7 protein-coding genes are annotated in these 12,537 nt (G+C 69.2%); 3 read left to right on the top strand and 4 right to left on the bottom strand.

Going from position 1 to position 12,537, the window contains the following annotated elements:
• A partial coding sequence (locus ACZ68L_RS40030) for a hypothetical protein (RefSeq protein WP_469587938.1) occupies positions 1-516 on the top strand: 516 nt, incomplete at its 5' end.
• On the top strand, positions 516-5,099 hold the full coding sequence (locus ACZ68L_RS40035) for a putative T7SS-secreted protein (RefSeq protein ID WP_469587941.1): 4,584 nt from the start codon (positions 516-518) through the stop codon (positions 5,097-5,099). The genes ACZ68L_RS40030 and ACZ68L_RS40035, both read left to right, overlap by 1 nt.
• A gap of 368 nt (positions 5,100-5,467) precedes the next feature.
• Here ACZ68L_RS40035 and ACZ68L_RS40040 read toward each other — a convergent pair whose 3' ends face one another.
• A complete protein-coding gene (locus ACZ68L_RS40040; RefSeq protein WP_469587945.1) occupies positions 5,468-6,262 on the bottom strand; it encodes a GmrSD restriction endonuclease domain-containing protein in 795 nt (264 codons plus the stop codon).
• A 501-nt stretch (positions 6,263-6,763) separates the two neighbouring features.
• On the opposite strand from ACZ68L_RS40040, the gene ACZ68L_RS40045 reads away from it, so the two are divergent.
• The gene (locus ACZ68L_RS40045) at positions 6,764-7,756 is read left to right on the top strand and encodes a beta family protein (RefSeq protein WP_469587948.1); all 993 of its coding nucleotides are present in this window, start codon (positions 6,764-6,766) and stop codon (positions 7,754-7,756) included.
• Here ACZ68L_RS40045 and ACZ68L_RS40050 read toward each other — a convergent pair.
• The 3 genes from ACZ68L_RS40050 to ACZ68L_RS40060 all read right to left on the bottom strand — a co-directional run bounded on the left by ACZ68L_RS40050 (position 7,753) and on the right by ACZ68L_RS40060 (position 12,400).
• Positions 7,753-9,252, bottom strand: a complete 1,500-nt coding sequence (locus tag ACZ68L_RS40050) for a serine/threonine-protein kinase (protein WP_469587951.1) — start codon at positions 9,250-9,252, stop codon at positions 7,753-7,755. The two genes, ACZ68L_RS40045 and ACZ68L_RS40050, sit on opposite strands and share 4 nt — an antisense overlap.
• A gap of 14 nt (positions 9,253-9,266) precedes the next feature.
• A complete protein-coding gene (locus tag ACZ68L_RS40055) occupies positions 9,267-10,046 on the bottom strand; it encodes an FHA domain-containing protein (RefSeq protein WP_469587953.1) in 780 nt (259 codons plus the stop codon).
• 326 nt (positions 10,047-10,372) lie between these two features.
• A complete protein-coding gene (locus tag ACZ68L_RS40060; protein WP_469587956.1) occupies positions 10,373-12,400 on the bottom strand; it encodes a DUF8189 domain-containing protein in 2,028 nt (675 codons plus the stop codon).
• Positions 12,401-12,537: the final 137 nt, after the last annotated feature.

A 12,537-nucleotide genomic window follows, 5' to 3' on the forward strand; every position in this document is an offset into this window, starting at 1 on the left:
TCGGATCTCGCGTTGTCGGGGTTGGAGTTGGGGCATGGCGGGCTGACGTCGGAGTTCGAGATGTTCTGCAATCGCTGGGAGTGGGGTGTGCGGGCCCTGACGCAGAAAGGGAACGGCTTCGCGCTGGGGGCCGGGTTGTCGGCGGGTTCGTTCGCGGAGCAGGAGCAGTACATCAAGGACTCGTTCAAGGTCGGTGTGAATTCCCTGAACGGGAATCCGCACCTGTCCGAGGAAGAGGTCAAGGCCATGAGCTGGGACACGATCAGAAGTCAGTCCGCGTACGACAACCCGGATTACAGCTGGGAGTCGATGGCCGAGGCCCACGATGAGGTGAAGCAGACCTGGAAGGACACCGCCTACGACGCGGAGGACGCCGCGCTCGACTCGATGGAACGCTCGGGGCTGGTGGACCCGGCGGTGCGGGCAACGGTAGATGAGCGGCTGAAGGAGCAGCTTGATCCGTCACAGGAGACGATTCGTCAGGCCGAGCAGCCGCGGTGGGGGGAGAGCCGCTGATGGTGGACTGGGGGAAGGTCGGCGGAGACCTTTACGACGGTGCCGGCAAGCTGGTCGACAAGGGCAAGGAGATCGTCGGCGAGGGGATCGACAAGGGCACCGATTTCGTCGGCGCCGGTCTGGAGAAGGTCGGGGCCCATGAGTGGGCGGACGCGGTCGAGGACTGGGGGGACGAGGCCGCGTCCTCGCTCGGTGCGGAGGTCGCGGAGCAGCAGCTCGGGCAGAGCGAGGAAGCCAACGAGCTGATCCATGGCAGGCCGGAGAAGATCGCCGCGGCGGTGAAGAACCTCGACTCCGGTCACTGGAAGGGTGAGGCCGCCGACGCCTTCCGGGAGAAGTTCCAGACCCTGCCCACCGACTGGCTGCGTGCGGCGGATGCGTTCGAGGACGCGGCCAAGGCATTGGAGACGTACGCCGGGACGGTCACCACCGCGCAGGCCAAGGCCGGAGAGGCGATTGCCCTCTACAGGGAGGGCAAGCAGGACTACGAGACGGCCGCTGCCGCGTTCAAGGAGAAGGCGGCGGCGTACAACGCGGTCCGCAACACCGATCACCCGCTCCCGCATCCGGGAACGTTTTCTGATCCGGGTGTGGCCAAGCGGCAGCATGCGCAGGAGATGCTGGAGCGCGCGCGGCGGGCACGTAACGAGGCTGCTGAAGCGGCCAAGGCCGCGATCACGGCGGCGATGGCACATGCCCCGAAGGAGCCCACCGGCCTGGACCGCGCCAAGCAGGAGTTCCTCGACTACGGAGTCGGCCAGGGTATCGAACTGGCCCACTTCGGTGGCGGTGTCATCAAGGGCACTGCGGGGCTGGTGAACTTCGTCCGCTCGGTCGACCCGACCGACCCTTACAACCTGACGCACCCGGCCGAGTACTACAAGGGCGTCAACATGACACTGGCCGGCCTGGTCTCCAGTGCCGCCAACCCCGACCGCACGTTGAAGAACGCCTGGGACGCGGCCAAGGGAGACCCCTCCGAATTCATCGGCCGCCTCGTTCCCGAGTTGGTCGGGACCAAGGGCGGCGGTCTGATCAAGGGCGGCCTGCGGGCCGGGATGAAGGATCTCCTCGAACGCCCGAAGGGCAAGAACCGGCACGGCCACGAGAAGAGCCCCGACTCCAACGCCAAGAAGTGCAGCGAGGTCAAGTGCGCGGGAGACCCGGTCGACGTCGCGACGGGGCGCATGCTGCTCCCTCAGACGGACATCGTGCTGCCGGGATCGCTGCCCCTTGTCTTCGAGCGCGTCTTCGACTCCTCCTACCGAGCTGGCCGCTGGTTCGGATCCGGCTGGTCGAGCACGGTCGACCAGCGCCTTGAGATCGACACGGAAGGTGTGGTGTTCAGCTGCGAGGAGGGCAGTCTGCTCGCCTATCCGCATCCCGCGCCCGGCGTTCCTGTCATGCCGACGCATGGTCGGCGCTGGCCGCTTGACCGGGTGGACGACGGCTACACCGTCACCGATCCGGAAACCGGCAGGGTCCGGCATTTCGTCGACCATGCGGGCGGGGAGCTGGCACTCCTGGCTCAGATCGACGACCGCAACGGCCGCTGGATCACCTTCGAGTACGACGACACGGGTGCCCCGACGTCGATCGTGCACCACAGCGGCTACCACCTGAAGCTCAGCACGAATGACGGAAGGGTCACCGCCCTGCATCTGGCGGGCGCCGCGCCGGACGGCACCGATCAGGAGATCCTCCGCTACGGCTACGCCGGCGGCCACCTCACCGCTGTCACCAACTCCTCAGGTAAGCCGTTGCACTTCGGCTGCGACGAACTGGGCCGCATCACGTCCTGGACGGACACCAACGGCAGCCGGTACGAGTACGTCTACGACGAACACGACCGCTGCGTGTACCAGACAGGAACCAACGGACACCTCGAAGCCCACTTCACCTGGGACGGCACCGACCCCGACACCGGCCTGCGCATGACGTCCATGACCGACGGCCTCGGCCACACCCAGCGATACGCGGTCAACGACCGCTCGCAGGTTGTCGCCGAGATCGACGCCCTGGGAGCGGCCACCCGCTTCGAGTACGACCGCTACCACCGCCTGCTGTCCGTCACAGACCCGCTCGGACACGTCAGCCGCTCCACGTACGACGAGCCCGGCCGCCTGACCTCGGTGATCCGCCCGGACGGGCGCGAGCTGACGGCCGACTACAACGCCCTCGGCCTACCGGTGTGCGTCAAGGGCGCCGACGGGACGGTCACCCGACAGACCTACGACGAACGCGGCAACCGTACGTCGGTCACCGATGCCTCCGGCGCGACGACGACCTACACGTACGACGAGGCCGGACACCTCACATCCGTGACGGATGCACTCGGACACTGCTCTGCGGTGCGGTGCGACTCGGCTGGTCTGCCCGCCGAGATCACCGACCCGCTGGGGGCAACGACGCGCTACGAGCGCGACGCCTACGGCCGCCCGGCGTCAATAATCGATGCCTTGGGAGCTGTCACTCGGTTTGCCTGGACCACGGAGGGGAAACTCGCCCACCGTATCGATGCCGACGGAAGCGAACAGTTCTGGACGTACGACGGTGAAGGCAACTGCATCACTCACGCCGACGCCGTGGGAGGCGTCTCCACCTTCGAGTACGCAGATTTCGACCTGCTCGTGGCACGGACCGGCCCGGACCGAGTGCGGTACGAGTTCAGCCACGACCCGCTGCTCCGACTTACCGAAGTTACGGACCCACAAGGGTTGAGCTGGAGCTACAGATACGATCCAGCCGGTCGCCTCACTGCGGAGAGCGACTTCGACAGCCGGGTGCTCACATACACCTACGATGCCGCGAGCCGCCTGGTCTCCCGCACCAACGGTGCCGGTCAGACCATCCGGTTCGAACGCAACGAACTCGGCCAACTGCTCCGCAAGGACGCGGACGGAGCACTCACCCACTACGAGTACGACATCTTCGACCAGCTGGCCGGCGCATCAGGACCCGACACCACTCTGACCCGGATGCGCGATCGATACGGGCGCCTGAAATACGAGACCGTCAACGGCCGACGTCTCTCCTTCGAGCATGACGCCCTCGGACGCCGCACCAGCAGGAGAACCCCCGGCGGATCCGTCAGCGCCTGGACCTATGATGCAGCGGGTCGACGCGATGAACTCACGACGGCCGGTCGCACACTCACCTTCGGACGCGACGCGGCAGGCCAGGAACTGACCCGGCACATCGGCTCCACAGTCGCGCTCAGGCACGAGTTCGACATCATGGGCCGCCTCACCGGCCAGCACGTCACAGCGACGAACCACATTCTTCAGCACCGCGCCTACTTCTACCGAGCCGACGGCAACCTCACCGGCATCGACGACCAGCTCCGCGGCAGCCGAACCTTCGACCTGGACGCCCTGGGCCGGGTCACGGCTGTGCACGCCTCGAACTGGTCTGAGCGATACGCGTACGATGCCGCCGGCAACCAGACTGAAGCGACCTGGTCCACCGCACACCCGGGTCAGGAGGCGGTAGGGACCCGCACCTATGCGGGCACACGCATCAGCACAGCGGGGAACGTTCGCTATGAGCATGACAAGCAGGGCAGAATGGTATTCCGCCAGAAGCGGCGGCTTTCCCGTAAACCCGAAACGTGGCGATTCGCCTGGGACGCCGAGGACCGACTCGTTTCGGTGGCCACGCCGGACGGAACAGTCTGGCGATACCAGTACGATCCGATGGGCCGTCGCACAGCCAAGCAGCGCCTCGCCGGCGACGGCGGCACCGTCCTGGAGCAAACCTCCTTCACCTGGGACGACGCACAGCTTTGCGAGCAATGGGCTACCGGGGAGGGCCTGCCCAACCCTGTCACGCTCACGTGGGACCACGACGGCGCGCGCCCATTGGTGCAGGTGGAGCGCATCTTCGCAGGTGGTTCGTCTCAAAAGGCCGTTGATGAAAGATTCTTCACCATCGTCACTGATCTGATCGGCACTCCGAGCGAACTTATCGACGAGTCGGGGGGATTGGCCTGGCGCACGCGCACCACACTGTGGGGCACGACAACCTGGGCGACAACGAGCACGGCATACACGCCGCTTCGATTCCCTGGCCAGTATTTCGACCCCGAGACCGGCCTCCACTACAACGTCCACAGGTACTACGACCCCGAAACGGCCCGTTATGTGACCGCGGATCCCCTGGGCCTCGATCCTGCCCCCAATGCTCTGACATATGTGGAGAACCCGCATACATGGGCCGACCCGTTGGGGCTGAAGCCCTGCAAGATACGCGTATCTCCCGTGGCATCCGATTGGGCTACCAAAGGCGCCCACATCCACATCCCACTGAAGAAAAAGCCGGGTCTTGAGGACGAAGTACACGTGTTCGTGGATGGCGACGGCAACATTGCGGGTGCACCGATCAGGCTCGAACATGGCTGGGCCTCGGACAAGAGCGTCCAGGCGGCCGTGGACGCCGTGAATGCCGATCCCAAGCTTCGCGCCGATCTGCTCACCAAGGCCAGGTCCGCCCGGGAGCATATGCTTGATCACAACTGGGGAAATAATAAAAACCGGGCGGATGAAATGAAAGCACTGATCGAAAAATTGGAGGGATGGCCGTGAGTGCCGCTAAGCTGATCGCCTCATTCATCGCATCGGGGCGACTTTATGGGGTTGGTATCGGTTCCACCCTCATGGATCTTCAACAGAAAATTAACTGCGATTTCGTGGATGTTGTCGACGAGGACGGTGATTCAATGAGACGTGACTACGGATTCATCGAATTTTATTTGAATTCCGGCCGGAACTGGAGCGTATCCGGGGGTGCCATCGAGCTGCATAGGCTGGCGGCTCGCAGCGATATGGCCAATCGGTGGCATGCTGCTATGCGCGATGAGTTTCCCCAATACCTTACATGGGATGAATTGCGCGACGAGTTTTCCAAGCTGCCGAACCCTCCCGTCCTTCAAATTATTGATCAAGGTGATTTTCTAGAGTACCGCGCATCTGTAACGAAGGTATCCGTCCTGGTCAACAATGACCATGAGGAACGCGACGAATGGCTGGGGCATGGAGACGTATGGAGCGTCAGCCTCGGCTGACAGCAACGCTGTCGGTCCGTCGACCCGTCTGCTGGAGACAACTTGCCGCACTTCTGAGGGAGTCCTGCCGGCATGGAGTGCAAAGAGCGGGCCAGGCAGCTTCTGAGACGATTCGGAGATGTGGTGTGGTTCAGGTCGCCAGTGGAGTGCCACCCCATCTACGGCTATCTTTAGGTCGCGTTCGTCGGGTGGTGTCACACCGAACCCCACGAAGAGCTGAAGACAGTGTTCGAATCGGCCACTCTCTCCGTCGGCTGTGTCCTCACCCAGCATTCGGGTCCACTCGTTGCCGGGCGACTGCGGCATGACGTGCTCGATGGTGAGCTGCGCGGCGGCGAAGGCCACCGGCTCGGGCTGCTCGTAACTCGCCTCCAGCCACTGCAGCACCATCTGGCGCTGGTGCCAGCGTCCGAACTGGTAGAAGGGTGCCGTCCGGATTTTCTCCTGCAACTCGCCGTCAGAGGGCCAGAACCGATTGTCGGCGGAGAGTAGCTGGTGCAGCCCATCGGCGACGGGCACGTCGAGCGGCAGCTGCCCGGGAACCGCCTGGAAGATCCTGTTGAGGTTGTTCGTAGGCATCCGGCAGATCATCCGGCGCACCAGGAAACTCTCGACGTACGACATCGCACTGGCCGTGTCCGAGGAGACGAGCTCCCCGCGCTCGCGCCGGTCGAGCAGCAGCATCAGAGCGGGGTAGATGACCTGGGCCTGCCAGGCGTCCAGGCGGTGCAGAGCCGTCGCCCCATGCCGGGGCCGAGTTCACCCACGATTCGTCGAGAAACGGGCTGGGGCTGCCGTGCCGGAACACGTCCACGCTGCCGCGCGCCCAGGTCGTGGTCACGAAGAGCAAGGAACGCGTCGGCTGGATCTCGTGCCGGAAGCGGGTGGGTTCACTCTCGCGCAGGCGGTCTTGCCCGTGCCCGGTCCGCCTCCGACGCGGGCGGGGCCGTTGCAGCGGCGCTCGACCAGCTTGGCCTGGGTGAGATGGAGGAAGGCCTTCCACCGCCCGAAGTCCCCGCTTTCCAAAGCGCTCCGGAGATCCTCGTCCGTGGTGGCGACCACGGTCGCCGGCCGCACTCGAAAGATTCGGCCACGCGGTCTGAAATCGCGTTCTTTTCAGACGCTTTGAGAGGAACGGACCCTGATGGTGAAGGAAGCGCACGGACGCTGCCGAGGGGGACCACGATGTCCGGACCGCTCTACGTTCCCGTACTGGCCACTCGGTCCCATGTTGCCGGGGTTTTCCGACTGCTGACGTCAGACGTCCGGGCCGCGATCAGACCGTTGTGGAACCTCCCGCCGCTGCCCGGCGTCGCCTCGACGGCCCTTGAGACAGCCGTGGCCAAGTTCGCCGGTCCGGCGAGCAAGGCGAGCCGTCACGGGGGGTGGCTCGACGCTCTCTTCGCCGAGGACGCGCAGACCGCCGTCCTCGCCGAGGCGCTGTCCGTCTACAGCGAGTTCGGCCGACTGCGGCCGGTCACCGGGCCGGAGCGGACCGAGGCGCAGCAGACGGCGGCGTTGGAGACCGCCCGCCTGGGAGAGCGCGGTCTGGGTATCCGGGTCCGGGTCGCGGGGGAGTGGGACGGTCACGCGGGCGAAGCCGTCCGAGAGCTGCTGACCCGGGTCGATCAGGCGGTGCCCGTCGATCTGCTGCTGGACATGGACGCGGTCCTCGCCGACCGCCCGGACGCGGGCAAGGAGGCGCTGCGCGCGCTCGACGCGCTGATACCGCTGGCACCCTGGCGGACCGTCGCCCTGCTGGGCGGGGGCTTCCCCAGGGTCAGCGCCGATCTGCTGGAGCATGAACCGCGCTGGGAGCCCCGCACGGAATGGTCCATGTGGCACGAGGTACGAGAGGCCGGCCGCGCCTACCGCCCCCTGCTCCGCTACGGCGACTACGGCATCCAGCATGCCGCATCCATCGCTCAGGTACCGACACCCGACAGCAAGGGCGGCCCCCCGTGGGGCCTGTTGCGCTACACCACCGAGCGCTCCTACGTGCTGTGCAAGGTGCTGGCCCGGGGAGACGACCGGATCGCCGTCGCCCGCAGCACGGCGCGCCGGATCACCGAACTGCCGGAATTCCGGGGAGCGGAGGCCGGACAGGGCGAGAGATGGCTGCTCGACTGCGCGCACGGGCCTCTCACATCCGCCAAGGGCACGGGGCAGCACAACTAGAGCGGGTCGCAGTCCGGGAGAGCCGGGCGGTCCTTCGTACGGACGGAAGGCAACCAGGCCGTGGCCGGAACCTTCGCGCCGGGGACGCGGATCCGGAACCAGACGGTGGACCGGCGGTCCTCCTCGTCGAGGATCGGCAGCCCGGAGGCCAGTCGGCATTCCGCCTCCAGGACGTCGCCGTGCCACACCCGGGTGGCCACGACGTTCTCGGCGGTGTAGGGCCGCCGCGGGTCGATCGCGAGGCCCAGACTGCAATGAAGGTCGCGGTCGCGGCGCTCCTGGCAGCCTCGCTCGGCGTTGAACACCCGGATCCGGGCGGGGTTTTCGGGGGTCCCTTGGAGAACTGCGGGGCCGTGGCCGGTTCCGTTCCCTTCCACGTAAGCCCAGAGCGCGGCGGCGGCCGCGCACCCGATGGCGGCGAGGAGCACGGCGGTGCGCGCACGAAGGCGGCGACCGGAGCGGTCGCGGAGGCGGAGCCGGGCGCGGATGCGGGGTCCGGAGCGGCGGGTCCGGAGTCCGGCCTCGTGGGCCCGGACGCGTTCGAGGAGGCGCTCGGCGGTGTGCGGGGCGCGGGCCGCGTGGGTGGGGGCCAGGCAGTCGGCGGCGAGGGCGCGCCAGAAGGCGGGGACGGCGCTGTCCATCCGTAAGGGCGCCCCGCCTGCGGCGTACTCCTGCACAGCGGCCCTGCGCGCCGTCGGCGTGGCGCCGGGGAACGGCAAGGCGCCCTGCGCGAACACCTCGTGGACGACGATGCCGAAAGCCCAGATGTCGGCGCTGGGCCGCACCTGGACGCCGCGCTCCGCGAGGGGCTCCCGCCACCGCTCGGGCGGGAGGTAGTCGAGGGTGCCCATCGGGGCGGTCCAGCCGTGGGTGCCGGTCAGCTCGATGGCGAGGCCGAAGTCCGAGAGCCGTACCTCGTCGTCCCGCCCGACGAGAATGTTCTCGGGCTTGAGGTCGGTGTGCACCCAGCCGCTGCGGTGCAGATGGGCGAGACCCTCCACGATGCCGGTGACGAACCGGGTGCCCTCGTCCTCGGTGATGCCGGCGGCGAGCAGCTCGCGCAGGCTGCACCGGGCCCGCTCCATGACGAGCACGATCGCGTGGTCGAGGGACGGCCGGTCGGGAGCGCTGAGGACCAGGGAGTCGAGGAGCCGGACGAGTCGGGGATGGCCGGCCCTGCGGCCGAGATCGATCTCGCGGCGGGCGGCCTCGGCCACGCTGCGGGCCTGGCGGGGCGCGAGTCCGGCGGTCGGCATGACCTTGAGCGCGACCTCGTCCCCGTCCGCCAGGTGCGTCGGCCGGTCAGCCACGTGGTCTGCCACGTCCGCCGCCCCGTCAGTCGCGCGGTCCGTCGCGCGGTCCGCCGTGCGTCCGGCGTAGACGGTGGCCCAGCCACCCGCACCGATCGGCTCGCCGACGACCCAGGGGCCGATCCGGTGCCCCTCCGGCAGGAGTTCCGGTCCACCGCTGTCCCCCGGCGCAGTCCGGTCGTGCACCGTCACCGCCCGCCCTACCGGTCGCGCTTGGTCGGCTCGGCGCGCGGCGGCAGGAGGGCGAGGTGCTCCTCCCGTGCGAGCCCGAACTTCAGCGCGATCCCGACGACGGCCTCGCGTTTGCCGTTGCGGCGGTCGGCGCGGGCCGCGCCGACCGCGGCAGCGGGAACGCCGATCCGCAGCTTCTCCTCGGCGAGGTAGTCGATGTGCGCACTGACCGCGCGGGCCGTGAGCCTGGTGCAGCCGGCATGGCCCCGGAGCCGCTCGACGACCTCCGGCGTGGTCGGCACGGCGACCGGTGAACGATCGCGCAGCCAGGGCTCGCAGAGCGCGACGAGAACCAGGAAGTAGGTGGCGGTCTCGTCCAGGGAGTAGGCCGTGACGGTACGGCTCTCCCACGATCCGTCGCCGATCGCCTGCGGGTTCAGGTAGATGTGGTCGGGCGCGAACACCTGGAAGAGAACCGGGGTGTCACGGCGGGACGGCAGTACCACCCGGGAGAGCTCGAACGGGATGGGCGCCCCGACCCGGCGCGGCGGGACGCGCAGGTACTCGCCCGCGCCCTCCGGGTTCTCCACCAGGTAGCTGTGCGTGGTGCTGAGATTGCTGAGCTGCCAGTGGTCCTCCGTGGCGCGGATCTCCCCGGCCAAGCGGGACACCGCCTCGTCGGCGAGACGGAGTTCGACCGGTGTGCGCGCCGAGCCGCGGCCGAACCGGACGCGCTCCCCGGGGCCGATCCGCAGGGTCACCGCGTCACCGCCGTCCCCTCCCGGCAGGTGCACGACAATGCCGCTCACTGTTCCCCCGTCCCGCGTGCCGACCACCGTTGTCCGACGGACGAACGTTACCCCGTGTGCACGATGATTCACCGAGTGGTATTGGCCATTCCGGCGGGAGCGGGGGACGAGGGCGGAGCCGGGGCGGGCGGACGCCGATCAGGGCGGCGTCGCCCACGCAGCGAAGGGGTGGTGATCCGGTAGCGCTCCCCTCGCGCCCGGCGGCCGGCGTGCCGCGCCGGGGTGGGGTGTCGGATGCTGCGTCATGACGGGTGGCTCTCTTCGGCCTCGACGATGTCGGGACGGGGGCGGGACACGAACGGCGGGGAACGGAAGGCGGGGCGTGGTCAGGGCTGGGCGCGGGCGCCGGAGAGGACGGCCGCGACGGCGCGGTCGCCGAACGCCGTCCAGGGCCGCCAGGCGCCACTGGGCTGTTCCTGGACACGGGTGCGCACCCGCCCGTCGGCGGTGACCGCGAACAGGTGGAGACGGCCGGTGGCGTCGGCCGCGGCCGACGGGCCGGCTGCGAGCACGACGCCGGGCTCGGTGAAGTCCTCCCCGGCGGCCCAGGTGCCGCCCGGCGCGAGCTGCCGGCGGTGGTCGAGCCGCTCGCCGCCGGGGGCGAGCGTGAAGCCCTCCAGCCGGCCGTCGGCGCCGGGGACGAGCAGCGGGGCCGCCGTCGACCAGCCGAACAGCGGCTGCCAGTCGTCCCAGCCGCCGCTCGGGACCGACTGGCGCCGGTGGAAGGCGGCCACGCCGGAGGGAGCGATCGCGGAGACGGTGAGCCGCCCGCTGCCGTCGCGGGTCACGCGCGGGGCCGCGCCGGCCGGGGTGCCGAAGCGGCTCCACGGGGCCCAGGCGCCGCCCGGTGTCTCCTGCCAGCGGTGCAGGAGCGCGGCGCCGCCGGGCGCGAGAGCGAAGACCTCCAGGCGCCCGTCCGCGTTGACCCCGACGACCGGCGGGGCGCCGGCCGGGCCGCCGAAGCCCGCGTCCCACGGGTCCCAGGTCAGCGCGCCGGGCGACCACTGGCGGCGCCGCGCGACAAGGGTGCCGCCGGGGCTCAGCGCGAAGATCTCCAGCCGGCCGTCGGCGTTGCGGGCGACGGCGGGCGCGGCACCGGCCGGGCCGCCGAACTCCTCCCAGTCGTACCAGTCGCCGTCCGGCCGCTGGACCCTGTGGTGCAGATCGGCGCCGCCGGGGGCGAGCGAGAACACCTCCAAGCGGCCGTTGGCGTTGCGGCCGAGCGTGGGGACGGCACCGGCCGGGCCGCCGAACGGCTCCCAGTCCGACCAGGTGTCGGTGTCCGGGGCGAGCTGGACCCGCCGCAGCATCGAGCGGTCCACGGCGTCGAGCGCGAACACGGTCAGGCGGCCGTGGACGTCCAGGGCGGCGACCGCGTTGTCCGGGCTCTGCCACACGGGTGGGGTGTCCTGCCAGTGCAGGGGCGCCAGCGAGAGCCCGCGGCGGAACCAGCCGGCGGCGCTCGCGTACCAGTCCTGCCCGTCGGTGACCGGTTCGACCGCGTGACCGGGCACGTGGCCCGCGTACCCGTCGAGGGTGAAGCTGAAGGGGTCGCGGGAGGCGAGCACGTCGGTGCCGTCATAGCCGCCGCGCGGCCCGATGAACAGGTGGTACCAGCCGTCCCGTTCGACGACGTACGGCGACTCGGTGACGGAGACGCCGGTGGCGGTGATGCTCTCGTCGGCGAACGCGATGCCGGGTTCGCTCCAGTTCAGCAGGTCGGCGGAGCGGCGGTGGCAGACGAGGTGGCGCCCGTCGGCGGCGGACTCCTCGGTGTAGTACATGACCCACTCGGTGCCGATCCGCGCCACCATGGGGTCGCGCGCCGCGGGGCCCCGGAACAGGGGCCCGGACGGTGGACGGGTCCAGGTGAACAGGTCGGTGGAGGTGGCCAGGTTGATCGCGGCCCCGTCGCGGCCGCCCGCGGCGTAGAATATCCAGTAGGCGCCGTTCGCCTCGATGACGTGCGGCGCCCAGAGGTGTTCCTCGCCGTGGTACGTCGGATCGACGGTCAGCGCGTCGGCATGGGTGGTCCAGGGCCCGTACGGGTCGGGGGCGGAGGCGTGCGCGAAGGAGGTCTCGGCGGCACTGTCCGGGGCCTCGCCGGGTGCGGCGCTGTCGCCGACGATGGAGAACAGGTGCCAGCGGCCGTTCGCCCGGACGAGGGTGTGGTCGTTGAGGTAGCGGCGCCGGCCGGGGAGGGACGGGTCGTACACGGGGGTGAAAGGACCGGCGCCGATCCACTGGTGGGACGGGAGGGGGGCGGCGAAGGCGGCGCTACGGCCCAGGAGCGGGAGCGCGAACGCTCCCGCCCCGGCCGCACGCAGCAGGTGCCGCCTGCTGATCGGATGCATGACTCTTCTCCGGAGGGGACCCGGGTGGGTCAGTCGACGGCGGGGCCGGAGGTGGAGTTGAGCCAGGCCCAGTCGGACCATGTCGCGAAGCCTGTCTGCCATTTGTGGTAGACGCCGGCGCTGCTGGTGCCGATGAC

This window comes from Streptomyces sp. NPDC104309 (assembly GCF_055584025.1).

Bases quoted from the DNA above. Each gene is read 5' to 3' on its own strand.
- ACZ68L_RS40040 (WP_469587945.1), bottom strand. From the start codon at position 6,262: ATGCTGCTGCTCGACCGGCGCGAGCGCGGGGAGCTCGTCTCCTCGGAC.
- ACZ68L_RS40035 (WP_469587941.1), top strand. From the start codon at position 516: ATGGTGGACTGGGGGAAGGTCGGCGGAGACCTTTACGACGGTGCCGGC.
- ACZ68L_RS40060 (WP_469587956.1), bottom strand. From the start codon at position 12,400: ATGCATCCGATCAGCAGGCGGCACCTGCTGCGTGCGGCCGGGGCGGGA.
- ACZ68L_RS40045 (WP_469587948.1), top strand. From the start codon at position 6,764: ATGTCCGGACCGCTCTACGTTCCCGTACTGGCCACTCGGTCCCATGTT.